The sequence below is a fragment of the Enterovibrio sp. FF113 genome, assembly GCF_041439165.1.
Lineage (GTDB): Bacteria > Pseudomonadota > Gammaproteobacteria > Enterobacterales > Vibrionaceae > Enterovibrio > Enterovibrio norvegicus_A.
In genome coordinates this window covers 97,731-124,176 of sequence record NZ_JBGONO010000012.1, presented here as the reverse complement: position 1 = coordinate 124,176, position 26,446 = coordinate 97,731, and the positions used below count along the sequence as shown (strand labels likewise).

23 protein-coding genes are annotated in these 26,446 nt (G+C 49.1%); 19 read left to right on the top strand and 4 right to left on the bottom strand.

Features of this window, described 5'->3' with window-relative positions:
• The first annotated feature begins 2 nt into the window (after positions 1–2).
• The 18 genes from ACED36_RS11660 (at position 3) to tldD (ending at position 21,386) form a co-directional block, all read left to right on the top strand.
• Positions 3–1,148 (top strand): lipopolysaccharide assembly protein LapB, encoded by a 1,146-nt coding sequence (locus ACED36_RS11660; RefSeq protein WP_016960814.1) that lies wholly within the window; start codon positions 3–5, stop codon positions 1,146–1,148.
• Positions 1,138–2,853 (top strand): GspE/PulE family protein, encoded by a 1,716-nt coding sequence (locus ACED36_RS11655; protein ID WP_371733291.1) that lies wholly within the window; start codon positions 1,138–1,140, stop codon positions 2,851–2,853. The genes ACED36_RS11660 and ACED36_RS11655 overlap by 11 nt, the downstream gene beginning before the upstream one ends.
• Positions 2,853–4,070, top strand: coding sequence for a type II secretion system F family protein (locus ACED36_RS11650; protein ID WP_371733290.1), 1,218 nt, complete (start codon positions 2,853–2,855; stop codon positions 4,068–4,070). The genes ACED36_RS11655 and ACED36_RS11650 overlap by 1 nt, the downstream gene beginning before the upstream one ends.
• On the top strand, positions 4,071–4,673 hold the full coding sequence (locus ACED36_RS11645; protein WP_371733289.1) for a hypothetical protein: 603 nt from the start codon (positions 4,071–4,073) through the stop codon (positions 4,671–4,673).
• Between the two features lies 1 nt (position 4,674).
• The gene (locus ACED36_RS11640) at positions 4,675–5,079 is read left to right on the top strand and encodes a type II secretion system protein (RefSeq protein WP_016960810.1); all 405 of its coding nucleotides are present in this window, start codon (positions 4,675–4,677) and stop codon (positions 5,077–5,079) included.
• Between the two features lie 13 nt (positions 5,080–5,092).
• Complete coding sequence (locus tag ACED36_RS11635; protein WP_016960809.1) at positions 5,093–5,554, top strand: type II secretion system protein; 462 nt, start codon at positions 5,093–5,095, stop codon at positions 5,552–5,554.
• Complete coding sequence (locus tag ACED36_RS11630; RefSeq protein WP_016960808.1) at positions 5,541–6,173, top strand: prepilin-type N-terminal cleavage/methylation domain-containing protein; 633 nt, start codon at positions 5,541–5,543, stop codon at positions 6,171–6,173. The genes ACED36_RS11635 and ACED36_RS11630 overlap by 14 nt, the downstream gene beginning before the upstream one ends.
• Positions 6,173–6,928, top strand: coding sequence for a PilW family protein (locus tag ACED36_RS11625; protein WP_017005101.1), 756 nt, complete (start codon positions 6,173–6,175; stop codon positions 6,926–6,928). The genes ACED36_RS11630 and ACED36_RS11625 overlap by 1 nt, the downstream gene beginning before the upstream one ends.
• Complete coding sequence (locus tag ACED36_RS11620) at positions 6,918–7,358, top strand: hypothetical protein (protein ID WP_017005100.1); 441 nt, start codon at positions 6,918–6,920, stop codon at positions 7,356–7,358. The genes ACED36_RS11625 and ACED36_RS11620 overlap by 11 nt, the downstream gene beginning before the upstream one ends.
• On the top strand, positions 7,358–10,384 hold the full coding sequence (locus ACED36_RS11615) for a DUF6701 domain-containing protein (protein WP_017007141.1): 3,027 nt from the start codon (positions 7,358–7,360) through the stop codon (positions 10,382–10,384). Before ACED36_RS11620 ends, ACED36_RS11615 begins: the two co-directional genes overlap by 1 nt.
• A gap of 116 nt (positions 10,385–10,500) precedes the next feature.
• Positions 10,501–11,544, top strand: coding sequence for a rod shape-determining protein (locus ACED36_RS11610; RefSeq protein ID WP_016960804.1), 1,044 nt, complete (start codon positions 10,501–10,503; stop codon positions 11,542–11,544).
• Positions 11,545–11,585: 41 nt separating this feature from the next.
• A complete protein-coding gene (mreC, locus tag ACED36_RS11605) occupies positions 11,586–12,566 on the top strand; it encodes a rod shape-determining protein MreC (RefSeq protein WP_026024087.1) in 981 nt (326 codons plus the stop codon).
• Positions 12,559–13,047 carry a rod shape-determining protein MreD gene (gene mreD / locus ACED36_RS11600; protein ID WP_016960802.1) on the top strand — a complete coding sequence of 163 codons (489 nt, stop codon included), beginning with the start codon at positions 12,559–12,561 and terminating at the stop codon, positions 13,045–13,047. Before mreC ends, mreD begins: the two co-directional genes overlap by 8 nt.
• Before the next feature lie 12 nt (positions 13,048–13,059).
• Positions 13,060–13,647: a nucleoside triphosphate pyrophosphatase gene (locus ACED36_RS11595; RefSeq protein WP_016960801.1), complete on the top strand. Its 588-nt coding sequence runs from the start codon at positions 13,060–13,062 to the stop codon at positions 13,645–13,647.
• Complete coding sequence (rng, locus tag ACED36_RS11590) at positions 13,644–15,113, top strand: ribonuclease G (protein WP_016960800.1); 1,470 nt, start codon at positions 13,644–13,646, stop codon at positions 15,111–15,113. Before ACED36_RS11595 ends, rng begins: the two co-directional genes overlap by 4 nt.
• Positions 15,114–15,164: 51 nt before the next feature.
• The gene (locus ACED36_RS11585) at positions 15,165–19,037 is read left to right on the top strand and encodes a YhdP family protein (protein ID WP_016960799.1); all 3,873 of its coding nucleotides are present in this window, start codon (positions 15,165–15,167) and stop codon (positions 19,035–19,037) included.
• 2 nt (positions 19,038–19,039) lie between these two features.
• Positions 19,040–19,858 carry a carbon-nitrogen hydrolase family protein gene (locus ACED36_RS11580; protein WP_016960798.1) on the top strand — a complete coding sequence of 273 codons (819 nt, stop codon included), beginning with the start codon at positions 19,040–19,042 and terminating at the stop codon, positions 19,856–19,858.
• 82 nt (positions 19,859–19,940) lie between these two features.
• Positions 19,941–21,386, top strand: coding sequence for a metalloprotease TldD (gene tldD / locus ACED36_RS11575; protein ID WP_016960797.1), 1,446 nt, complete (start codon positions 19,941–19,943; stop codon positions 21,384–21,386).
• 103 nt (positions 21,387–21,489) lie between these two features.
• On the opposite strand, the gene yjgA is transcribed toward tldD, so the two are convergent.
• Positions 21,490–22,020, bottom strand: coding sequence for a ribosome biogenesis factor YjgA (gene yjgA, locus ACED36_RS11570; protein WP_016960796.1), 531 nt, complete (start codon positions 22,018–22,020; stop codon positions 21,490–21,492).
• A gap of 318 nt (positions 22,021–22,338) precedes the next feature.
• On the opposite strand from yjgA, the gene pmbA reads away from it, so the two are divergent.
• On the top strand, positions 22,339–23,679 hold the full coding sequence (gene pmbA / locus ACED36_RS11565; protein ID WP_016960795.1) for a metalloprotease PmbA: 1,341 nt from the start codon (positions 22,339–22,341) through the stop codon (positions 23,677–23,679).
• 136 nt (positions 23,680–23,815) lie between these two features.
• Here the strand turns inward: pmbA and mgtE are convergent, their stop codons facing one another.
• The 3 genes from mgtE to rapZ all read right to left on the bottom strand — a co-directional run bounded on the left by mgtE (position 23,816) and on the right by rapZ (position 26,434).
• Positions 23,816–25,183 (bottom strand): magnesium transporter, encoded by a 1,368-nt coding sequence (gene mgtE, locus ACED36_RS11560; protein WP_016960794.1) that lies wholly within the window; start codon positions 25,181–25,183, stop codon positions 23,816–23,818.
• 127 nt (positions 25,184–25,310) lie between these two features.
• Positions 25,311–25,586, bottom strand: a complete 276-nt coding sequence (locus tag ACED36_RS11555) for an HPr family phosphocarrier protein (protein ID WP_016960793.1) — start codon at positions 25,584–25,586, stop codon at positions 25,311–25,313.
• A complete protein-coding gene (gene rapZ, locus ACED36_RS11550; RefSeq protein WP_016960792.1) occupies positions 25,583–26,434 on the bottom strand; it encodes an RNase adapter RapZ in 852 nt (283 codons plus the stop codon). Before rapZ ends, ACED36_RS11555 begins: the two co-directional genes overlap by 4 nt.
• Positions 26,435–26,446 lie beyond the last annotated feature (12 nt).

The following is a 26,446-nucleotide window of genomic DNA, read 5'->3' as shown; positions in this document are numbered from 1 at the left end:
ACATGAGTGAATTGAACCGCATGCTGAGCGATCTGACATCGCCAGATAACAACGCCAATCGTGTCGCCGCGGCAACCATTCCTTCTACGTGGGGATTTCGTTTCGCTCGTGTTGTGCTGGCACTAGTGGCCACCTTGGTGTGTGCGACGGGTATTGCGTGGGCGGTATCGAGTGGTGACCATCATGCTGCCGTTTCTACTGAAGTTTCAGTGCCATCTCAAGTTCTGGCGCTAGCACCTCAAGAAACAGAAACGCCTGCGATTGCCGCTCCGTCACCGACGCAAAAAGTGTCGACGCGTGATAGAAACTTTGTACATGTAAACACTGTGGAAGAGCGCGTTCGCGTCACACCGACACCAACCCCCGTTGCTGATGTGCCTGAGCCAGTCTTGGTCGCGCAAGTTCAGTCGCCGAAAGCTGATGCTTTGCCAATCAAAGCGACACCTGCAAAGGCTGCGGTAATCCCCGAATTGGTTACTGAGCCAATGGTGGAAGAGGTTGCACCTGAATCCTCCTTGTCGGTAGAAACCATCGCATTGAGCGGCGAGCAATTGGCGGATATCGCCTACGACAAAGCGCAAAAACGCGCACAAGTGGGTGATACCCAAAAAGCCATTGCCTACTTGCGCGATGCAGTGAAATACGATTCGAATCATATCGCTGCGACCAATCAATTGGCGGGTTTGCTTTATGGTCGTAATAAGCTGCGTGATGCGGAATCGGTATTGCGAAAAGGCATCAGCGCGAACCCATCGTCGGCGTCACTGAAACTCACGCTGGCGCGTATGTATCAACAAAGTCAGCGTGAAGAATCTGCGCTGAATGTGCTGATGGCACCTGAGCATGGACTAGATGGCGAACATGTTCGCTATGTGTCTTTGCGCGCGGCATTGGCACAGAAACTAGCGAAATATGACATCGCCAAACAAAGCTATCAATGGTTGGCTGAGCGCGAGCCTGCCGATGGTCGCTGGTGGTTGGGTTTAGCTATTTCAGCCGAGCGCGAAAAAGACGATGACGCTGCGAAGCGCGGTTACGCGAAAGCGATAACGGCAGGTGGCCTCAGCAATGAGTCGGTGCAATTTGCTCGTCAGCGCTTGGCTTATATCAATAGTCAGCCCGCAAAAGGAGCCGAAAATGGCCGTTAAACTGCGAAAGCGTCTCGGTGATTTGCTGGTTGAAGAGCACATCATTACTGATGAAAATCTGAACGCTGCGCTGAAGCGTCAATCTCAAACTGGCAACAAGCTCGGTGATACCTTGATTGAGATGGGTATCTTGTCAGAAAGCAAAATGCTGGACTTTTTGGCGCGTCAGTTAGGCGTTCCGCTGATCGATCTCAGTCTGACGCAGGTTGATCCCAGTGCGGTGACCTTAATACCTGAAGTCCATGCTCGTCGTTTGCGAGCATTGGTGATTGGTCGTATTGGCAATACAGTACGCGTGGTGATGTCTGATCCTGCCGATCTCGCGTCGCAAGAAAGCGTACTGAACCTGCTAAACCACTATCAAGTCGAATTGCTGATCGCCGCCGAACAGTCATTGATCGATGCGTTCGATCGTTACTATCGCCGCACTAGCGATATCGCCTCGTTTGCTGAACGTTTGCAAGCTGAACATGGCGTGAAACTTGAGCAAAACTTTGGCGCTGAAGACGATCAGTCGGAAGAAGTCACCGTTGTTAAGCTGATTAATTCTTTGTTTGAAGACGCCGTTCAGGTCAACGCCTCAGATATTCATATCGAACCTGATGCCGACATGCTGCGTATTCGCCAGCGTATCGACGGCGTGCTGCATGAAACCTTATTGAAAGAGCGCGCCATTGCCTCTGCGCTGGTGCTGCGCCTCAAACTCATGAGCGGCATGGATATTTCGGAAAAGCGTTTGCCGCAAGATGGGCGCTTTAACCTCACGGTGCGTGGTAATGCCATTGACGTACGTGTGTCTACGCTACCCGTGCAATACGGTGAGTCGGTGGTGATGCGTTTGCTGAACCAATCCGCAGGCATATTGCAACTGGAAGACGTCGGCATGGACGCACACATGCTGCAGCGTTTTCGCAATCAATTGCGTCGTCCACACGGCATGATTTTGGTCACGGGGCCAACAGGTTCCGGTAAAACCACCACGCTGTATGGCGCATTGAATGAACTCAACGTGCCGGGCAAGAAAATACTGACCGCGGAAGATCCGGTGGAATACCGTCTGCCGCGTATCAACCAAGTACAGATCGCGAACAAAATTGGCCTGACGTTTTCGTCAGCGCTACGCACCTTCTTGCGCCAAGATCCCGATATCATTTTGGTCGGTGAAATGCGCGATCTCGAAACCGTCGAAATCGGCCTTCGCGCCGCTCTGACAGGACACTTGGTGTTGTCGACGTTGCACACCAACAATGCCATCGACAGTGCGTTGCGTCTTTTGGATATGGAAGCGCCGGGTTATCTGGTGGCGAGTGCAGTACGCACCGTATTGGCGCAGCGTTTGATCCGCCGTATCTGCCCCGATTGCAAAGTTCCCCATGCGACAGAAGACATGGAGAAGATGTGGCTGAGCGTGACCCAACTCGACATGGTCAATCAGGGGTTTTATAAAGGCCGCGGTTGTCAAAGCTGTAACTTCACGGGCTACAAAGGCCGAATCGGTGTGTTTGAGCTGCTTGAAATTACGCCTGATTTGATGGATGCCTTACGCGCCAATGATACTCAAACCTTTGCCATGCTCGCTGAGCAGCAGCCGGGCTACAAACCGCTAGTGCACTGCGCGCTAGAGTTCGCTAAGCAAGGACAAACCTCGCTGGAAGAAGCCATGAAGCTTTCTGAGGCTGCGACCTTGTCGATGGCGAGTGCGTAATGGCGCGTTTTCGCTACACGGCACGTAACGCCAAAGGCAAGCGCATCACTGCGGTTGTTGACGCGGCGAGCGAGCGAGAAGCGATCGCATCAGTAGGCGATTTAGGCATGGTATTGCTCTCGCTCGAGCCGACGAAAGCGAGTGTGAAAAAAGCCTCGACGCCGCTGTTTCAGCGCAGAGTGAAACTCGAATCACTGGTGGTGTTTTGTCGCCAAATGTACAGCCTGACCAAAGCAGGCGTGCCTTTGCTTCGCGCTATTAAAGGCTTGTCGCAAAGCACCACGGATAAGTCGCTCAAAGAGGCGTTAGATAGCGTCGGCAGCGAGCTTTCCAATGGTCGCCCTATGTCATCGGCAATGCGCGATCACAGCAATGTATTCAGCGATCTGTTCGTGTCTTTGATCCAAGTGGGTGAGAACACGGGTCGCCTTGATGATGCCATGTTGCAGTTGGCGGAATATTACGAGCAAGAAATGGAAACCCGCCGACGCATTAAATCGGCGCTGCGTTATCCCACCTTTGTATTGATCGTGATCGTCGCGGCGATGGCGTTTTTGAACGTGAAAGTCGTGCCGCAGTTTGCGGGTATGTTTGCCAAGTTTGGTTCAGATTTGCCACTGCCGACCAAGATATTGATGGCCACATCGAGCTTTTTTGTCGATTTCTGGTGGTTGATTGTGTTCTCCACCGTGTGCCTGATCATAGGGTGGCACGTCTGGAAACAAACCGACAAGGGTCGGGTGCAGTGGGATAGATTTAAACTGCGTATCCCCTTGGTTGGGCCTTTGGTGAATCGCGCCTTGATGTCGCGTTTCTCCCGTACTTTTGCCTTGATGTTACGCGCAGGTGTGCCGCTTAACACAGCCTTGCAGATGTCAGGTGAAGCGTTGGATAACCACTACCTCGCGGTGGAAGTGGACAAAATGAAGGCGGCGATTGAATCCGGTATCAATCTGAGTTCGGTCACCGCAGACAGCAAGCTGTTTACGCCCCTGGTACACCAGATGATCCAAGTCGGTGAAGAAACGGGCCAGATCGATACCCTGTTGCTGGAAGCGAGTGATTTCTATGATCGCGAAGTGGATTACGACCTGAAAACACTGTCGGCACGCATGGAGCCAATTTTGCTGTTGATCGTGGCTGGCATGGTGTTGATCCTCGCGCTCGGTATTTTCTTGCCGATGTGGAACATGCTCGATCTGATCCGCGGCGGCTAAATGCGATTTCTTAGCTGGGATCGCACCCCGACAGAGTGGGGGATTGTTACGTTAATCATTGGCGTTCTGGCATTGGCAACTGTCCCTGTTTTCGATCGGGTGATGCTGTTTGCTGATGAAGTCGAGTTTCGTTATCTGGCGAATGCCTTCGAAGGTTCAGCCAGAAGCGTACAAATGCGATCTGCATTAAAAACAGAGAATAAACAAAGCGATATCGTTACTGTCGATAATGTCAGTTTCAGATTATCGCCAAGCCAACATGCACAAGCGGGCTTTCCTTTTGCGCTGGTGCAAGGCGCAACCACCTTGATGGCGATGTCATCAAAAGATTGTGGTGAGCTTTTGGCAAACTTTACCAACCAATCCTATTGGTTGGAGACAGATACAAGGCCGGAGGCGTTAAAGCGCCCTCAGCCACAGATTCGCGCAGTGGTGATGTTGGGTAAAGAAAAAGACTCTCCGCAGCCCTATTGCCGATTTGAAAGGCCGGTTCGCACCGGTATTTGGAGTGATGACTCGTCAGAACACCTGACGCGTCATATTTTTGCTTACTACCCGGTGACTGGCCGCGTAGAGGTTTTGAGAGAAAATCAGGAGTTATAAAATGAAACGTCAAGGCGGTTTTACACTGATCGAAATGATCGTGGTGATTGTAATTTTGGGTATTTTGGCGGTAACGGCTGCGCCTAAGTTTTTGAGTTTGGAAAAAGAAGCGAAAGCTGGAACTCTGAAAGGTATTGAAGCTGCAATAGTAAGTGCGGCAAGCATGGCGCATGGTGTCTTGCTTTTGAATCCTACTACTGATGAATTTACTGACATTCATCAGTATCCAACAGCAGATGCTGGTGGTATTGGGAAGCTAGTATCAGTGAGCGATGATTTGACAGTTAAAGCACTCACAGATGTTGGTTATGTTTGGAGTTACAGCGATACCTGCTATGCAGGCTATCAAGCGCCTGCTGAAGCAAACGCAGAACCAACTTACCCTTCAGATACTTCAGGTTGTTAATTGGGGTAATTAGATGAAAGGCTTCACACTAATCGAACTCATCACCGTCTTGGTTATCCTCGGTATTATTAGTGTGTTTGCCGTACCGCGCCTGTCGGGATCTGAAGCCTTTTCAGTGATCGGGGCGCGGGATGCGGGCTTGTCTGTCGCAAGGCAAGTTCAGCTTAGGGCGATGCAGCAGGAGACGCCGTCTGCTGATTGCCATACCCTGAGCAGCACTGCCACCCGCATGGGGGGCAGTGCTGCTTCTGGCTGTGGTTTCAAAACCGATCGCAGTGATGTGGTGGACTTATCTGATTCTTCTGTTCGTGTGTCACCAGCACAAACGTATCGTTTTGATTTGCTCGGTCGCCGCGTTAACAATGATGGCAAACGCCTGTGCATCTCATCGGTATGCAAAATCACCTTCTCGCAAGGTTCTAGTTCTGCTAGTATCTGTTTAAACAGCGAGGGTTATTTTTATGCCTGTCGCTGAAAAATTGCATAGAGCTTCAAACCCAATTTCTCGCCATCAGCGTGGTTATACGCTGGTGGAATTAGTTATCGGCATCGTCGTATTCGGCGTTGCCATGGTGCTGATCAGCACAACCTTATTCCCCATGTTCGCCAAATCAGCCAACCCGCATTTCGAAGCTCGCGCTGCTGCGCTAGGGCAAGCGGTGATGAACCAAGTATTGGCGCGACAGTTTGATCGCAATTCTGATCCTAATGGCAGCCGTTGGCGCTGTGATGAAGATGCCGGAGCGCTGCTCGCGCAAGGTATTATTTCCCCCAACCCTGTGCCGGTATGCACACCGATACCGATACCGACATCGCTCTCAGCGAACGAAGGTTTCATTGCCACAGAAGATTACATTGGCTGTTGGGGTGACCTCGGTTCCTGTCCACGAACACATCGCGGCGCGCTAGATAAATTGATTGGCGGCGCAGCCGATGATTACCGTGGTTTTACGGTAGATATTAACGTGGTGTATGACAACAGCACGTTTGATGATTCGACAAACAACAGCAAATTGTACAAGCGCATTGATTTGTATGTGGATACCGGCAACTTTGGCCGATATGACTTCACCGCCTATCGGAGCAACTTCTGATGGCTTTGCTCTCTCGCAAACAACGCGGATTTACGCTGGTTGAGCTTATCGTCACCATGACAATTCTGGCGATTGTGTCTGTGGGCATCTTTGGCTTTATTGAATCGAGCGCCACGGGTTACGTTGAATCTCGTGACCGTGAAGCCTTGCAATCGCAAGCGCGTTTTGCGGTTGAGCGGTTAGGACGAGAACTTCGCCATGCTGTGCCAAACAGCATGACGGTGTGGGATGGCGGTTCGTGTTTAACCTATACCCCAATTCGTTACTCAGGTGTGTATAACCAGTTAGAAGAAAATTCGAACACACTGGATGTCGTCCTTTCTACCGAGCAAACAGATTGGCAAGACGCAGTCAAAGGCGGTGATCATCGCTTGGTCTTTCTACCAATGACGCCGTCTGATCTTGTCGGTGGTGCGGCGAACAGTTTTGCGATTACTGATGCGTCGGGGAGCACCCTGAAGCTTGATAAACCTCTTACAGACGAATGGCCCGCACCTTCGCCATCTAAGCGGATCTACATCTATCATCATTCAGTGACACTTTGCTTTGATAATGGTGAGCTTCTTCGACGCGTGAACAATGGCGCGACGCCCAAGAATGTCACACTGGCACAAAATATCGCGGCGGGTAGTCGTTTCAATCTTTCTGGCGAATCACTCTCAAGCGGTAACCTGATTAACATTTATTATCGCTTTACCCAATCCGGTGAAACCTCGATCTACAACCAACAAGTGCAGGTTCTCAATGCGCCTTAGTTCTTTGTCTTCTTTACAACGCCAACAGGGCAGCATGTTGATTGTCGCGGTGTTTGCGATTACTGCATTGGCTGCGCTTGGCGCAGCCTTGATGCAAATCACTTGGTCACAAAGCGACACCACGACCCGAGAGGTGTTAGGTACGCGCGCGTGGTTGGCAGCGAACAGCGGAACGGAAATGGCGATGGCAAGGTTGTTTCCAATAGCAAAAGATGCAGATAACCTCCCAGAAGCCAGCTGCAGTGCGGCGGTGATAACCACCAATTTTAATGCCGCTGGCCTGACGGGCTGTTCTGTTTCTGTCACCTGTGAAACCGTTGGCGTTGCACCCTTGGCGCAATATCGTATTGAGAGCAAAGGCGAGTGCGGAAGTGCGCATTTGAACGTGGTGCGCGTGCAAGAGAGTTGGGCGAGGGAGTTGATGTTGTGATGAAAACCTTTTGTTTTCTTTTGCTGATGGCTTTGTCATTACCAGCTTTTTCAGGTGCAGATACACTCTTTCCGGGTCCTGCTCAAAGCCCTGCTGGCATGAATACCACCGTTTTTGCGTTTAAGGCGGATACGGGAGTTGTTGAGTGGTTTGGGCGGGACAAAGTTAAGATTGGCTTTGAGCGTTATGTTTATCCGCCGCCATGGGAAAAAAATACATTTTGTTCTGATGGTTTTAAAACGTTTGCCTGTACCCATGCTCCGAATTACAGAGCTGCTAATATCGGTCTTGAGCTTCTCACTAGCAAGGAGTTCGGGTCAGCAACTGGCTCTTGTCAGTGGGGGAAGAAATGCACGCTGACATCATCAAATAACAAATTCTCGAGTTACACCGTATATGGTGCCACGTTAACGCTTGAGCCAGGAATCTATTACTTCGGTTCCTTTCGACTAAATAATGGCGCAAAGCTTGTTGTTAACGGAGAGGTTGAAATTCATGTCAACCAATTTTCCGCAGGGGGGGACAATGATGTTAATGCAAGTGGGCAGCCAAGGAATCTTGTTTTTTATCATCATAATCAAGAGTTTGAAAAGAACTATGTTTTCAATGAAGCTCCGACTGTCAGTGTGGAGGACATGTTTACGTTTAATACGCCTGCTGATATTAAAGCTTATGTTTATTCCTCTGGAGTGGTGCAAATTCCATGGGATGGGACTTTATTTGGCTCGGTAACAGCCCGACAAATCTTCATGCAAGGCAATGCAAAAATTGTTTACTCGGGTGAACTTTATGGCGAGCAGCTAGATATCTCTCCCATCTCTTATTCAGCATCCGCCTGCGAACGTATTCCATTAACATTCAGTGTGAAAGATTCCAACGGTAATCTGAACAGGAATGCAAATGGCCTCCTGGATGTATTTGTGACGTCAGAAAATAAGGATATTTGCTGGACGAAACCTGATGACGCCACAGAAACTTGCCATGCCATATCTCTTAGAGAAGTAGAAGTAAAAAATGGCGTTGCTAACTTGCTATTGTCCGGATGGGGTGGAAGCATTGATATTGTTGGTTTTTATGACCCAACCTCATCCAGTGCAAAAAGTCTTATGGGCTCTGCAGGCCCCTTCTCGTTTTCCCCATCTGGCTATTTGGTGAACGAAGGTAGGCCGGTTGAACTAATTGCTGGTAAAACAAATACTGTAAATATAAAAGTAGTTACATCAATCGGAGGAGGGCAATGTGAAACAGAGGAAGGCATAGATGGAAAATTTTACTTCAATACCAAGACTAACTTCGAGAGTCCAAATTCCGGGATGCGAAAAGCGGTCCTCAATGGTGTTGAAACTGGCGATGGGAATAACCTCACTGAAATTAAATTTAAAAAAGGTGTGGGAGAAATTGATATCGACTATCTGGATGCGGGGCATATCAGTGTTGATTTAGAGGTTGCGCTATCTCCAAGCGCAGAGATAATCGAACATATAGATAATCAACGAAAGCCCTTACCTGAAACTCCCCCTGAGAAAGCACGAGCAACTATTTATGCTCGCCCTTATACGTTGGCGATCTGTGAAGCAGGATCCTCGTTGCCTGATGATAGTGAGATTGGTTCTGACAACAAATTTATAAAAGCGGGAGAGTCATTCAGCTTGGCATTAAAACCTATCATCTGGAGTAAAGAACATATGATAGGACCTAAAAAAGGCGGGGCGTCTGTCATTCAATGGCGGCTAGAGCATTGTGATTCTGATTGGGCAAGTACACCTAACTTCTGGAAAGGTGGTGCACCATCTGCTTCTGTTGCTTTAAATCCCACAGCGAAAATTAGTGCACCTGCAGGGGGAGACGATGTTTCTATTGGGGACTTATCCAAGCCTCATACTGATGCGGTCAATGGACGATATGCGTTTAACGATATTGTCGTCAATGATGTGGGTAGCTATAAATTTCATTCAGAACTTCTATCTACCTATCTAGGGATGGAGGTCACTCCTAGCGAACGCGAAATTGGCCGTTTTTATCCCTCCCATTTTGGGCTCAGTGCGAAAATAAGCCCCGGTATTGAGCCAGCTTACGATGCTGAGAGCAAAGGATTTACCTATCTCGAGCAGCCGTTTAGTGGCAATTATGTCATTAATGCGATGACGACGGACAATAAGCCCGTTAAAAATTACCACTTGTTCTCGGGTGCCAACGACAAAGCCGCGTTTGAAGACTGGGCGCTCCACAATACGACTGATTTGACCTCTCGATGGGAGCATCCCGCATTGCCTTCGCAGGCTGCGCAGCAATGGAAAGCCGGTGCTGGCCGAGCGAGCGAGGTCGCGATTGATGGAAGCATGATGATGCAAAAAAGCGCTTTGCCGGATGGGCCTTTTGAATCGCTACGTTTTGCTGTTGGGGTTAAATCGCCGGATCGGGACGGAACGGGATTTACGTTCTGCGATGAAAATGTCGGTGCTCAGTGCGTAGAAAATGTTCCAAACCCCAAAGGGGGAAGCGACGGCGCCAAATTCGGCAAAGGCGACTTCTTCTTTGGCCGTATGCGCATTGAAGGTTTCGCTGAAACTCAAGATTTAACGAATGAACAAACCCAGCCTGTTGCAGTCGAAGTCTTTAACGGCACGCACTTTGTTACCAATACACGAGACAACGCGACAATTGTTTCTACGGACATTGGTAAGAAAGACGTGTTGTTCAGTGATAACGCCGCTTTACAGGCTAAGATAGAGCTGCGTGACGATGCAAAAAACGTCGTGGCTACAAAAAACGTTAAAGAGGGCCGTGCCGATTTTCACGTGATCGCACCCGACCAAAGTTCAGGATTAAACCGCGAGCAGTTCCGTTACTGGCAGCAACTGGATAAGGCTGTCAGTGGTGTGGTGCCGCAAACTTGGTTACAGCATAATTGGCAAGGAACCCAGTTTGATGATGATCCTTCTGCAATAGGAACATTCGGTTTTTATCGAGGAAGTGATCGGGTTATCTATAAAGGTGAAAAAAACATCACTTTGACAGGGGAATGAAAAAAAAGACTGATCTCATTCAGGTTTGTAGATCATCACCTTGCCGCGCCCCGTCTGCGTTGGTACATTTAGCGCAATTTGAAGAATTTTAACGCTTGCAGGATTAACCGAAGACTATGTTTAAGAAACTTCGTGGTATGTTCTCCAACGATCTGTCTATCGATCTGGGAACCGCTAACACCCTTATCTATGTTAAAGGACAAGGAATTGTTCTTGATGAACCTTCCGTTGTTGCTATCCGTCAAGATCGTGCAGGCTCACCAAAAAGCGTTGCGGCAGTCGGTCATGAAGCAAAACAAATGCTGGGCCGTACGCCAGGAAACATTGCAGCCATTCGTCCAATGAAAGACGGCGTTATCGCTGACTTCTACGTGACTGAAAAAATGCTGCAGCACTTCATCAAAACCGTGCATGACAACAGCTTCATGCGCCCAAGCCCTCGCGTGTTGGTTGCCGTTCCTTGTGGTTCTACACAAGTTGAGCGTCGTGCGATTCGTGAATCGGCACTGGGTGCTGGCGCACGTGAAGTGTATTTGATTGATGAGCCAATGGCCGCGGCGATTGGTGCTGGCTTACCTGTATCAGAAGCAACCGGTTCTATGGTTGTCGATATCGGTGGCGGTACGACAGAAGTGGCCGTTATCTCACTGAACGGTGTGGTTTACTCTTCGTCTGTTCGTATTGGTGGTGACCGTTTTGATGAGTCTGTGATCAACTATGTGCGTCGTAACTACGGTAGCTTGATTGGTGAAGCAACCGCTGAACGCATCAAACACGAAATCGGCTCTGCTTACCCAGGTGATGAAGTGCTTGAAATTGAAGTGCGTGGTCGTAACCTTGCTGAAGGTGTGCCGCGTAGCTTTACGTTGAACTCAAATGAAATTTTGGAAGCGCTGCAAGAGCCGCTATCCGGTATCGTTTCAGCTGTGATGGTAGCCCTTGAGCAGTGTCCACCAGAGCTAGCGTCAGATATTTCTGAGCGCGGCATGGTATTGACGGGCGGTGGTGCATTACTGCGCGACCTAGATCGCTTGCTGACAGAAGAAACCGGTATTCCTGTTGTTGTGGCTGAAGACCCCCTCACTTGTGTTGCTCGTGGTGGTGGTAAGGCACTGGAAATGATCGACATGCATGGTGGCGATCTATTCAGCGAAGATTAAACCTCTTCGATCAACTAATCGGTTTAACAGGTTGTAACTGAATGAAACCAATGTTTGGCCGTGGGCCATCTTTACAATTACGCCTGTTGTTTGCTCTTTTGATATCAGCCAGCCTTATGCTGGCTGATAGTCGTCTTGGTGCCTTCACTAATTTTCGCTATCTGCTTAATTCAGTGGTCGCTCCGCTGCAATACGCGTCGAATATGCCGCGAGACCTCCTTGATAACCTGTTCCGTCAATTTTCGTCTCATCAACAACTTTTGATTGATAACACCCAGTTGAAAGAAGAAGTCTTGATGCTTCGCAGCAGCCAATTGCTGTTTGATCAGATGGAGCAGGAGAATCAACGATTGCGCGAACTTCTTGGTTCTCCGTTTGTGCGTGATGAACGCAAAATGGTGGCAGAGGTGATGGCAGTCGATTCTGACCCTTACAAGCATCAGGTCATGATCGATAAAGGGCGAACAAACGGCGTATACGAAGGACAACCCGTGATTAATGAACGCGGGATTGTTGGGCAAATTTCTTACGTTGGTGCTCACAATAGCCGAGTGCTGTTGATCACCGACCCAACCCACGCTATTCCTGTTCAAGTCGTGCGTAACGACGTACGTGTTATCGCAGCAGGTCGTGGGCAAACTGACAATATTCAGCTTGAGAACATTCCAAGCAGTGCGGATATTGAACCTGGCGATATGTTAGTGACGTCTGGCTTGGGTGGCGTGTTTCCTGAAGGCTACCCAGTGGCGAAAGTGACGTCGTTTTCTTTTGACAATCGTCGTCCGTTTGCACAGGTAGATTCTAAGCCTGAAGTGCAGTTTGATCGTCTGCGTTATCTGTTGTTGGTATGGCCAAGCAATGTTGAAAAAGGTCATGCTCCGGCAGCCGAAGCGAATATGTCGCTTAACGCCGAAGGCGATTTAGCGCCAGAGACCGATAAGAAAATGCCTGAAGGCCAAAGGCCAGAAGCCGAACAACAAGCACCTGCAGCAGATGCACAAAAAGAGATAACCAATGGCTAATTCTACGTTTCGCGGTCATGTGTTCATCTGGCTCTCGTTTGTTGTTGCTTTGATTTTGCAAGCGGCTCCTTGGCCTGGAGAGCTCGCGCCTTTTCGTCCTTCTTGGGTGCTATTGGTGGCTTTCTACTGGGTACTCGCCTTGCCACATCGTGTGAATGTGGGTACAGCTCTTGTGGTTGGCTTACTGTGGGACCTCATGCTCGGTTCAACACTGGGCGTGCGCGGTTTGATGATGTCTGTTCTAGTCTACATTGTCGCGCTGAACTTCCAGATGCTACGCAACATGTCTTTGTGGCAACAAGCCGCCATTTTGGCCTTGCTGACTTTAGCCGGGAAGGTGTTAGAGTTTTGGGCAGAATACTTGGTGTCCAACGTGCAGTTTGATCCAACACAGCTTTGGGCGGGTGTGCTTAACTTCTTATTGTGGCCTTGGCTATTTTTATTGCTGCGACGGGTTCGCCGTCAGTTTTCTATCCGATAATCTGGAGAAGCAATGGCAGATATTCAGCTTTACCTCGCGTCTGCTTCACCTCGCAGGAAGGCGTTGCTTGAACAGCTCTCCGTATCCTTCTCTGTGCTGAGCGTTGACGTAGAAGAGCAACGACAACCCCATGAAGAAGCGGCGGACTATGTCCGCCGTTTGTCACTTGATAAAGCAAAGGCTGGCGTGCTGGTTGCGCCATCTCCACATCCTGTTTTGGGTTCGGACACCATCGTGGTGTGTGATGGCGATGTGTTGGAAAAACCCAGAGATCTTAATGATTCTCGCCGTATGCTGAGTATGCTCTCTGGGCGTCAGCATCAAGTTATGACGGCAGTCACTTTGGCCGACAGGAACCAATCACTCACGACGCTTGTCACAACTCAGGTATGGTTTAAGCCATTGTGCGTCGAGGAAATTGATGCCTATTGGCAAAGTGGCGAGCCTTGCGATAAAGCTGGCAGTTACGCAATTCAAGGGCTGGGTGGCCGTTTCGTCATACGTATCGACGGCAGTTACCATGCTGTGGTGGGCTTGCCACTTTACGAGACAGATGCTCTGTTGAAAGAATTCCAAAAATTATGTGGTGAATCCCTATGAACGCAGAGTTATTGATCAACGTTACGCCTACGGAAACCCGAGTTGCCATGATTGAGGGTGGTAGCCTTCAGGAAATTCATATTGAGCGTGAAGCGAAGCGCGGTATTGTCGGCAATATTTACAAAGGTAAAGTCAGTCGAGTACTTCCTGGCATGCAGGCCGCATTCGTGGATATTGGTCTTGATAAGGCCGCCTTTCTTCATGCGTCAGACATTGTTCCTCATACCGAATGTGTGTCAGAAAACGAAAAGCAGCAATTTCAGGTTCGCGACATTTCTGAGTTGGTCCGTCAAGGACAAGACATCGTGGTGCAAGTGGTTAAAGACCCGCTAGGAACCAAAGGCGCGCGCCTGACTACGGATATCACCTTACCCTCCCGTTATTTAGTCTTTATGCCAGGGGCATCCCATGTTGGGGTTTCACAGCGTATTGAGAGCGAGAAAGAGCGCGATCGTCTGAAAAAAATCGTGTCGCGTTACTGTGATGATTTGGGTGGTTTTATTATCCGAACCGCAGCAGAAGGTGCCTCTGATGAAGAGATGAATCAAGATGCGGCTTTCCTCAAGCGCTTGTGGAACAAAGTGATTGAACGTCGCTCGAAGCGCCCGTCAAAATCTATGTTATATGGCGAACTGGGTTTGGCTCAGCGTATTCTGCGTGACTTTGTTGGAACGGAACTGAGCATTATTCGTGTTGATTCCCGCACGGGTATGGAAGCACTGCGTGAGTTTACGGAAGAGTTCGTTCCTGAGCTGACGGATAAGCTAGAGCTTTATACTGGCGAGCAGCCTATCTTCGACATGTATGACACAGAAAATGAAATTCAGCGCTCATTGGATCGTAAAGTTGAATTGAAATCTGGCGGCTACATCATCATCGATCAGACCGAGGCGATGACAACTATCGACATTAATACGGGTGCGTTTGTTGGTCGTCGAAACCTCGAAGAGACAATTTTCAACACCAATACTGAAGCGACAAAGGCCATCGCCCGTCAGCTTCGTTTGCGTAACCTCGGTGGCATTATCATTATCGATTTCATTGATATGATTTCTGATGAGCACCGTCAGCGTGTGGTTCAATCGCTTGAGCAAGCGCTGCAAAAAGACCGCGTTAAAACCAACATCAATGGTTTCACTCAACTTGGTTTGGTGGAAATGACACGTAAGCGTACCCGCGAAAGCATAGAACACGTGCTGTGTGGACAGTGCCCAACCTGTGTCGGACGTGGTTCGGTTAAAACGGTAGAAACCGTGTGTTATGAAGTGCTGCGTGAAATTACCCGCGTTAATCGCGCTTACGATGCCGACAAATTTGTTGTGTATGCATCACCTGCTGTCGGTGAGGCACTGGAAGGTGAAGAGTCTCATGCTGTCGCTGAGCTAGAAGTCTTTATCGGTAAGCAAGTCAAAGTCCATGTTGAGCCGCTGTATACCCAAGAGCAGTTTGATGTGGTCATGATGTAGTGATGGGCGCAGATTTAGCGTGATGAATAGTGGCACGGTGAATAGAGTAACATGGTGAGATTTGCCAGGCGTTTAGGCGCAATTGTCACTTGGCTGGTAGTTGTTCTGCTGGTGGCTATCGCTATTTTGACTGCTGCCATGCGGCTTGTTTTACCCAATTTGGATACGGCCAAGGCGCCTATCCAGCGTTGGGCAAGTGATGCCAGTGGTTTTCACGTCGAATTCAGCACATTTAAAGGGCATTGGCGCTATCTGGTGCCCTCGTTATCCCTCCATGATTTCTCGCTTTCTTCGACAGAGGGCGGGCAAAAAATTCTTACGGCTGACAGCATCGACATGCAATTCGACCTGTTTGCCAGCTTGCAGCGTCGAGAGCCAACGTTTTCCAATATCAGTATTGATGGGTTGAATGTTGACGTTACGCAAATACCTGAACGAAAAAACACCCCTGATGGCAGCTTAAAAACACAGCTAGAGCGCTTGTTCTTAGTAGGACTGGGACAGTTTGCGGTTCACAATGCTCGCGTCACTGTGATGTCACCGTCTGACGAGCGTAAAACCATCAACATTGAGTCACTGCGTTGGGATAACCAATCCGGTCAACATCATGTTCAAGGCGTGGTGAGTGTGGTTGGAACATCGCTCAATCAGGTCGATATTCGTGGTGTCTTCACGGAAAGCAATGGGCTTGGCTCACTCGATGGTGATTTTTACCTTCATGCTGAGGACGTATCTTTACGGGCTTGGATTGCCAAATTCATTAATCCAAAGATCACTTTATCGCATGCGAAAGTGGCGGGTGAGGCGTGGTTAACGGTTGCAGATGGTATGCCAAAAACTGCGCTAGTGAGCCTAACCAACAGCGCCATGGCGTGGCATTCAAAGACGCCCTCGTTGCAAGCGCATGATACGTTGCAGTCGGTCTCGATTGAGAACGGCCATATCCTCCTGGAACGGTCAGACGATGCGGGCTGGCGAGTGGCGACAGATAATCTAGCGATTAAAACCGGAAAGGAGCTTTGGCCCGATCCGGGGCTGCGTGCTGAATTTTCTGACAATGAATGGAAGATGAATCTGGCGATGCTAGACCTGCCTTTATTGCTGCCACTGAGGGAAGTGTTCGATATTCCTTCCGGCGTAGAGCAGGCCATCACCTCCCTCGCACCATCAGGACAAGCAAAAGACATTCGTATTACTAAGCCAACAACATCAGATATTGCTTACTCGGCGACGTTTGAGGATCTAGCATTTAAACACTGGAGCTATTTACCAGAAGTGCACAAGCTTCAATTGGCGTTGGTTGGCGAAGGGACCAACGGCAAAGTGACGCTGGCAATGCAAGATGACACCTTACCTTATGGCGAGTTTTTCCAAGCGCCATTGGATATTAAGCAAGGTGATGTCACGGCGTTTTGGGACTATAACGACGATCGCGTTGTGATTTGGTCAGACAGTGTTGCCGTGCGCTCTCCGCATTTGGATGTAGTGGGTGAGTTTAAACTCGATATTCCGTTTGAAGGAAACAGTTGGCTGGCTTTTTACGCCGAAGCGAGTCTGAGTGATGCTGGGGAAACATGGCGCTATTTACCGACCTTGGCACTCGGTCATGATCTGACGGACTTTCTTTCTGCGGCTATTAGAGGCGGGCAAGCGGATCTTGCTAAATTGGTGTGGTACGGCGATTTCAGTACATTCCCTTACCCAGAGCATCAAGGCGTTTTTCAAGCATTTGTGCCGATCAGAAATGCAAAATTTAGCTTCGATACCCAATGGCCGACGCTGACAGGTCTCGATCTCGATTTATTGTTTCAAAACGACACGCTTTTCTTGGAAGCCAGTAACGTCGATCTGATGGGTGCCCGAGGCTATGATCTGAAAGGTGAAATTCCGTCGCTCAGCAATGAGAATGGCAAATTGTTTATTGATGCAAAAATCGCTTCTAGCGGTAAAGATTTGCACCAATATATGCTCGCAACACCATTGGTTGATTCAGTCGGCGCAGCACTGACCCATGTACAGGTAGATGGCCAGGTCATGGGCGACATCTCGTTGGCTATTCCGCTCAATGGAGATGATGTCAGCGTTAAGGGTTCCGCTTCATTAAATGATAGCAAGGTGGCGATTGTTAGCCCGCCAATCACCCTTAACAACGTGAAAGGCAAACTAGAGTTTGATAACGATTTGATTTGGGCAAAAAACCTTAAAGCCAATTTGCTCAATCAGCCTATTAGCGTTGGGTTTAAAGGGGAAAGTGAAGCGGATAATTACTTGGTCAATATCGACATTGCAGGAAAATGGCAGGCCGATAAGCTAAAAGCTGCGCTGGAATTGCCGGATCTTGATTTCATTGAAGGACGCTCATCATGGGATCTTGATGTCGGTATTGCATTGCGAGACATTGGTTTTACCTACGATGTACTTTTGGATGCAGACCTCACTCAAATGGATGTGAACCTGCCTGCACCACTTGAAAAGTCGTCATTTATTAAAGGCCATGGCTACCTCAAAGCGTCGGGGAATGGGCAAGCTTTGGTCGGGCAAGTCGAGCTACCGCAACTCAAATACCAAGCGGACGTGGATATCAGTGGTGAGAAACCCACGATTACGCGCAGCCGAATACTCATGGGAGAAGGAGAGCTCTCGTTAAAGCCGCTTTCTGGCAATGCTGTGAGCGTGGATGTTCCCTTACTGGATGTTTTGGCATGGAAGGAAGTACTTGCCCGTTACCAGCAAAGCCTGGTAGGTAAGAAGCAGGAAATGCCAGTTAACGTGCCTTCGCCTTCTCGAGTGAACGTGAAAGCGGAAAAAGTCCTAGCTGGTGAGCTGACGTTTAACCATTTCTCGCTGGCTGCTAGAGAGAAAAGTGATGGCTTCCATATTCTTGTGGGCAGTGAGGAGCTCTCAGGTGATGCGTGGTGGGATGAAGATAAATTCCTAACCGTCTCTATCGAGCATTTATTCCTCAATATTGATCTAGATGATGACGTAAAACTGCGCGATTCGACAAAGAAAAACCCGACCGCAACTGATATGGATCGCGCGTTGATGGCGAAAATCCCCTCGACCGATCTCGTGATCAACGAATTGTGGCTGCAAGGCTATCGTATTGGTCGTGTGGAATCACAGCTTTTGAAATCGGGTGAAAAACTGACGTTATCCAAATTTAACCTCGGCAGCGGTAGTACCCAATTAACGGCCAATGGTGATTGGGAAATTACCCCTCAAGGGATAAACAAGAGTCAGTTAACTTTTGATATTCAGGGTGAAAACAGCAGCGATTTGATGGGGCGCTTTGCGGTGACGGGGGGCATTCAAGATGCCAGCGTAAAAACCAAAGGCGATCTGCGCTTTGAGGGGGCGCCGTGGTCGATGGATATCGCCAGTTTGAACGGTATGTTAGAGACCAAGATAGAAGATGGATACGTCAGCGGTGTGGGTGGCGCAGGGCGCTTGCTTGGTCTGTTTAGCCTAGATTCTATTCTGCGAAAAATGCAGCTCGACTTTACCGGCGTGTTTGAGGATGGTCTTGCTTTTGATGAGATCAGCGGTAGCGCATCAATCACTAACGGGGTCGTTGTCACGGATAATATCCAGATGAAAGCGCTGGCAGGTGATATGTTTATTAAAGGGATAGCGAATCTGGTGAAAAATCAGGTAAATGCTGAGGTGCGCTTCATCCCTGATATAACGTCGGGCATTCCGGTCTTAACCGCGTTTGCTGTGGCGCCTCAGACTGCGCTCTATGTCTTGGCGGTGACAACCGTTCTCTCGCCTGTCGTGGATGCGTTTACGCAAGTCCGATATCAAGTAACTGGGGCAATTGATGACCCATTAGTCAGGGAAGTGTCGCGAAGTTCAAGCGAAGTGACGTTACCGGAGCAGGCCACAGAGCGCCTGCGTACCGAGCAGCAAGGGAGCAAATAGTAATGACCAAGTTTGGTGTTGTACAAATGAACTCGGGTGTAAATGCTGAAGATAACCTTGATGTGCTGGAAAGTCAGCTCAAGCATTTACAAGCACAAGGTGCCCGTTTGATTTTGACGCCTGAAAATGCACTCGTTTTCGGCCGCAAAGAAGACTATGAGAAGTATGCAGAAGAATTGGGCCATGGTCCGCTTCAAAAGCGATTATCAGAGTTAGCGTTTGAACTCGGTATTTGGCTAGTGATGGGTTCGTTTCCGATCCGTAATCATGACGGCACATTGAGTACCACGTGTTTAGTCTATGACGCTGCCGGCAATTTGCGTGCTTCTTACGAAAAGCTGCACATGTTTGATGTTGATATTGCGGATAATCATCGCAGTTATCGCGAGTCAGATACTTTCCGTGCCGGTGAAAATCTTGCACTGGTTGATACGCCATTTGGCATGCTTGGCTTATCCATATGTTACGACATTCGCTTCCCGCAACTTTACGCGGCACTTCGTCAGCGCGGCGCTGACATCATTGTTGTGCCTGCGGCGTTTACCAAGGTAACGGGTGCGGCGCATTGGGAAGTTTTACTTCGTGCTCGTGCCATTGAGACCCAGTGTTGGGTACTTGCAGCAGCGCAATGCGGTGAGCATCAAGGCGGACGCGAAACTTATGGGCACTCAATGATTATTGACCCTTGGGGGCAAGTTGCGTGCGAGCTAAACAACAATATTGGCACTGCGTGGGCCGATGTGGATTTGGCTTCTAACAGCGCGATACGCAGCAAAATGCCGCTATTACAGCATGCTCAGTTGCAATGCGTGATGAAATAGCGCAACCTCAATTCATTATTAATCCCGTGACTAAACCCGTGACGGGACATTTCTTTTTTCAGCGCTAAAGAGCAATTTATCCATGAGTCTGGAACACGTCGAAGAAACGATGCTGCACCTGTCGGGTGTGAGCAAAAGTCAACTCAGCCAAACGCTGGAGCATCTGGCCGCAAGAAACATCGATTACGGTGACGTTTACTTCCAGTCTTGCTGGCATGAGTCGCTCGTCTTGGAAGACAGCATTATTAAAGATGGTTCTTTCAACATTGATCGTGGTGTTGGCGTTCGTGCTATTAGCGGTGAGAAAACCGGTTTTGCGTATTCAGACCAAATCAATGCTGATGCCTTGATGCAAAGCGCAACGGCGGCGCGCGGTATTGCAGATAAAGGCGGTAAGCTCAAAGTTTCTGCTTTTGCTAATCGCGCATATCCTATGATTTATCAAGCTATTGACCCGCTTCAAAGCATGTCAAAGCAAGATAAAATTGCGCTGCTAAAAGAAGTGGATGTGTATATTCGCGCGAAAGAGCCTTTGATCCAGGAAGTCTCGGTCAGCATTAGTGGCGTGTATGAACAAGTGTTGATTGCAGCAACAGATGGCACTTATGCTGCAGATACTCGCCCATTAGTGCGTTTATCTATTAGCGTACTAGTAGAAAAAGACGGACGTCGTGAGCGTGGCTCTGCAGGTGGTGGCGGTCGATTTGGGTATCAATACTTCGTGTCAGATGAAGACGGAAAAACAGTGGCGATGCATTATGCCGATGAAGCTGTCCGTCAAGCATTGGTTAATCTTCATGCGAAAGCAGCACCTGCAGGCACTATGCCCGTGGTATTAGGTGCAGGTTGGCCAGGCGTGCTGCTTCATGAAGCGGTAGGCCATGGTTTGGAAGGTGACTTTAACCGTAAAGAGTCCTCTGTGTTTACCGGACAAATCGGTGAGCAAGTAACATCAACGCTTTGCACTATTGTTGATGACGGTACGCTGCAAGATCGACGTGGTTCGTTAAACATCGATGATGAGGGTGTTCCAGGCCAATACAATGTGCTGATTGAAAACGGCATTTTGAAAGGCTATATGCAAGATAAGCATAATGCACATCTGATGGGGGTTGCGCCAACAGGGAATGGCCGTCGTGAATCGTATGCGCACCTGCCCATGCCACGCATGACCAATACCTACATGTTGGGTGGTGAAAGCACACCGGAAGAGATGATCAGCAGTGTTGAATACGGCCTTTATGCACCGAACTTTGGCGGTGGTCAGGTCGATATTACATCTGGCAAATTTGTGTTCTCTACCAGTGAAGCGTATCTGATTGAAAACGGTAAAGTGACAACGCCAGTGAAAGGGGCGACCTTAATCGGCAGCGGCATTGAAGCGATGCAACAGATTTCGATGGTCGGTAACGATCTTAAACTGGATCGTGGTGTGGGCGTGTGTGGTAAAGCGGGTCAAAGTGTTCCAGTCGGGGTTGGACAGCCAACGCTGAAAATCGATGCGATGACCGTCGGTGGAACAGAATAACCGCCAGATATTGTGCGTTGAAGCAGAAACAAAAAAACCGGGGATCTCCCGGTTTTTTTTATAGATAGCAATGTCGCCCTGATTGGTCGCAAAACAGAAGTACCTATTTATCGGCTTCTGCTTTGAGTGCTCGTAGGATTTTGAAAATCTCACGAGACGCTTTAGGGGGCTTGTTGCTTTCTTGCTCTTTTTTCGCCTGACGAGCCAATTGACGAAGCTTCTGACGATCGGCATTAGGGTGCGCATCCATGACTTCATTAATGACGTCATCACCATCAGCAATCATGCGGTCACGCATTTTTTCAAGCTTATGCAGCTCGATGGTTTGCTGATTGTGCTTGTTCTGTAGAAGATCTATTGCAGCTTGAATAGGCTCAATGTCGCGGGTACGCATCATTTTGCCGATAAGCTGAAACTGGCGACGTCGTGCTTCTTTTTCAAAGCGTTGTGCATCCGTCACTGCGGTACGCAGATCGTCGTCCAGTGGAAACTTTGCCAGTACTGACGGCCTAAGCTCGACCAGCTCTTGACCTAGTTTTTGCAATGCTTCCATGTCTCGCTTCATCTCGGATTTGCTGACCCAGATGATCTCTTCTTCCTCTTCCCAAGGCTCACGTTTGTTCTTACGGCCCATAATCTTTCCCGAGGTTATCGCTTACTTTAGCGCCTTAGTTTATACCAATATCTACAAATATTCGCTCATTCTTAGCGCTTAAAATCATCGAATATTATGTGATGAGCATTGATATGAGCGTGTTCAGCCACTTCTGTGGTTGCTCGCCCATTGTGATTGTTTCATTGTGGCAGGATGTTGGGACAGTGCGGGATGTGAATTAGGGAGATTGATTCATGTTGGTATGGTCAAGAATGTGGAGTTTTGCAGGTGTTTTATAAGCACGGTAATGGCTTCGAATGGTATGCTTATTAGCAACACACATCAATTTAAGACTTTATGGACGTGAAACAACAGGTTGCTCAGCAACGTGCTGAGTTAGAAGCTGCGGTCACCCGTGCTTTAGAGCTGGCTGGGAAAAAAGCAGATGCCGCTGAAGTCGCGATCACCAAAACTACGGGGATCAGCGTTGCTACTCGTATGTGCGAAGTGGAAAGCGTCGAATTTAACAGCGACGGTGCTCTGGGTATCACGGTATATCGTGGCCAGCGTAAAGGCAGCGCATCAACGTCTGATCTGTCTGAAAAAGCCATTGCCCAAACTGTTGCTGCTGCGTTAGATATTGCTAACTACACGTCAGAAGATCCGTTTTCAGGTCCCGCACCAGCTGAATTGATGGCTTACGATTACCCCGATTTAGATTTGTTCTACCCTGACGAACCTGAGCCTGATCATGCCGCTGAAAAAGCGATTGCCGCCGAACGTGCGGCACTGGATTACGATAAGCGTATCAAGTTCAGTGATGGTGCGAGTTACGACAGCCATTACGGCGTGCGTGTGTATGGCAACAGCCATGGCATGCTGGGTAGCTACGCTTCAAGCCGTCACAGCATTAGCTGTAGCGTGATTGCTGAAGACAGCAAAGGCATGGAGCGAGATTATAGCTACACGGTTTCTCGTGATAAAAACGAGCTTTGGGCTCCTGAAAAAGTCGGTATCGAAGCGGCACAACGCACGATTGATCGTATGGAGCCGCGTCGCCTAACCACGCGCAAAGTGCCTGTGATGTTCTCTGCTGATGTAGCAACAGGGCTGCTTGGTCACTTAGTTGGCGCGATTAGCGGTTCAAGTTTGTATCGTAAGTCTTCGTTCTTGTTGGATAAGCTAGGCCATCAGATTTTACCTGAGTGGTTTTCTATCTATGAGCGTCCACATATCCTTAAAGGGATGGCCAGCTCTCCGTTTGATAGCGAAGGGGTGATCACCAAAGATCTCGATATTATCAAAGATGGCACGCTACAAACCTACTTGGCGACCAGCTACGCAGCGCGTAAGTTGGGAATGCAACCGACAGGTCACGCGGGTGGGATTCATAACTGGTTTGTGGGTAACACGGGGCAATCTTTTGAGCAAATGCTGAAAGCCCTAGGCACTGGGTTGTTGGTCACTGAAGTGATGGGCCAAGGCGTGAATATTGTTACGGGCGACTATTCGCGTGGCGCCGCGGGCTTTTGGGTAGAGAATGGTGAAATTCAATATCCAGTCAGTGAAATTACCATCGCAGGAAATCTTGCCGATATTTACAAACAGATTGTTGCTGTCGGTGCTGATATAGAATATCGCAGCCAAATCCAAACCGGATCGATTTTGGTGGAATCACTGAAAATTGGCGGTGAGTGATAGGTTAGAGGCTAGGCATAGCCGGTCCTAGGAAAAGAAAAAGCGGCTCTGTTTTCAGAAGCCGCTTTTTTTGTATCGAGTTCAGTTAAGCTTTTATTCAGGACCTAAGATCTAAGATTTGGCATCTAAGATCTCGTTAAACTAAGAAAACCGTCGCAAGACCGAGGAAAACAGACAAACCAATCATATCTGTAATCGTGGTCAGTGCCATGCCGCCAGCAAGAGCAGGGTCGATTTTCATCTTCTTGAGCATGATGGGTACAGTCACACCAGCAACACCAGCCACCACTAAGTTGGTCAACATCGCTGCCGCGATAATTGCCCCTAGCATGAGGCTACCCTTCCAGAGAACGACCACGCCACCAATGATACACGCCCAAATAACGCCGTTGAGTAAGCCAACGAGTGCTTCTTTTCTTAGCAACCAACGCGTGTTGGAATCACCAATGTGTCCGACGGCCAAGCCGCGAATAACCAGTGCCACGGTTTGGTTACCGGCAACGCCACCCATCGAGGGTACGATGGTCATCAAAACAGCAATAGCAGCCATTTGCTCGAGTGTGTTTTCAAATAGATTAGAGACGGATGCAGCGGCAAGGGCTGCGAGAACGTTGGCGCCGAGCCAAATGCTACGGCTACGCGCAGATTTGAGTACGGGTGCAAAGGTATCTTCTTCGTCATCCAGACCCGCCATGCTCATCATGGAATGCTCGGCGTCTTCACGAATAATATCGACCACGTCATCGATGGTGATACGCCCCACAAGGTGTTGATTTTCGTCAACGACAGGTGCGGAGACCCAATTTCGGCGTTCGAAAAGGCTCGCTACTTCACCATCATCCATATCAACAGGAATCGCTTCGTCTGCGTCTTCCATGATGTCGAGAATGTCGGTGTCGGGCTGCGTGGTCAACAGAGCCGTGATAGGTAATGAACCGATAAGATGGCTGTTTTCATCCACCACATAGAGGGTATCAGTGGCTTCAGGCAGCTCGCCTTTCATACGCAGGTAACGCAGTACTACATCCACGGTAACATCAGAGCGAATGGTCACCACGTCGGTGTTCATCATCCCGCCTGCGGTGTCCTCTGGGTATGCCAGAGCTTGCTCAACCCGTGCACGATCTTGTGCATCCATTTGGGCAAGAACGTCTTGAGAGACGCTATTCGGTAGGCTTCGAAGTAGATAAGCGACATCATCCGTATCCATGCCTTCCGTTGCAGCGGCAAGCTGCTCCGGTTGCATACGGACCATGATGCCGTCTTTTACATCTTCGGAAAGCTCTTCGAGGATTTCACCTTGTTCTTCGGGATCGGTAAGCTGCCACAGAACCAAGCGGCTCTTTGGTGGGGAGGCTTCTAGAAGGTGAGCAATGTCCTCAGGTTCCATGTCCTCAAGTAAACGACGGACGTGAACAAACATGCCGTTTTCTAAGGCGCGGCTAACTTCCTGCAAGGTTTGATGCGTCTGACTTGACGCTTCTACTTCGTAATTCTCTGCCATGGAAATGTCCGTGTGACGGCGAGTGGCGCAATGGTATGAATATTAACGTAATCTGAACAGGCTGTCTTATGCGTTTTTTGTCCCAAGCAGAACGAAATGGGCGGTTGCGTCTCAGATGAGAATTTACTCAGCTTTCTTCGTCAAAGCCCGCTTCGATGAGCGCGGTAACCGCGTCTAAGGCTTGCTGTGCCTGTTGCCCTTCGGCTGATATTGTAATTTGCTCACCCTGACTAGAATCCAGCAAAAGGATAGCCATCACGCTGTCAGCAGTGACGGTTTGGTCGTCTTTAGAAATCATCACTTCGGCTTCAAAGCTTTGTGCCATTTCTACCAGTTTGACGGCTGCACGAGCGTGTAACCCAAGTCGATTTTGAATCAGCACTTCCTTGCTTACATGATTCATATTTTCCCTTCGAGTGTGCGGTGTCTAATTTGGACTTGATGGTTGTGCGCGGCGAAGTAATCGGCTAAAAATTGCGCGATATATACAGAGCGATGTTGCCCACCCGTACAACCGATAGCGACGGTCAGGTAGCTGCGGTTATTTTTCTCAAGTGCCGGTAACCAAGACTCGAGAAAGCTTTTGACTTGCGCGATCAACATGGCAACGTCTTGCTCTGCGGCGAGGAACATTTTGACAGGTTCATCGAGACCAGTGAGCGGGCGTAGTGCCGGTTCCCAATGTGGGTTTGGCAAAAAACGCACATCAAACACAAAATCAGCGTCAGACGGCAAGCCATGCTTGAAGCCGAAAGATTCAAACACCATCACCAGATCTCGGTTGGTTCTTCCTAACACTAACGCACGAACCGCTTCACTGAGATCATGGATGGAATGTTTGGAGGTGTTGATAACTTTATCGGCACGCTCTTTCAACGGCGTCAGCAGTTGCTTCTCTTTGTCGATAGCTTGTTCGAGCGAGAGGTTGTCGCGAGATAACGGGTGTAGGCGTCGGGTTTCGCTAAAGCGTTTCACCAATTCGTTGTCATCAGCATCAAGAAAGAAGATATCGACATCAACGTCATCAGGCAATTGGGCGAGGGTCTGGGTGATCTCTTCTGGGTCGGCCGGCATGTTGCGAATATCGATGCTGACGGCAATTTGAGAGTCGTCGTCATTTTGAGCCGCGACAAACTGAGGCAACAAATCTACAGGAAGGTTATCGACACAGTAGTAGCCGAGATCTTCTAAAACACGGAGCGCAACAGACTTTCCTGAACCCGAACGGCCACTGACGATTTTCAACTGCATGGTGTATTCCTG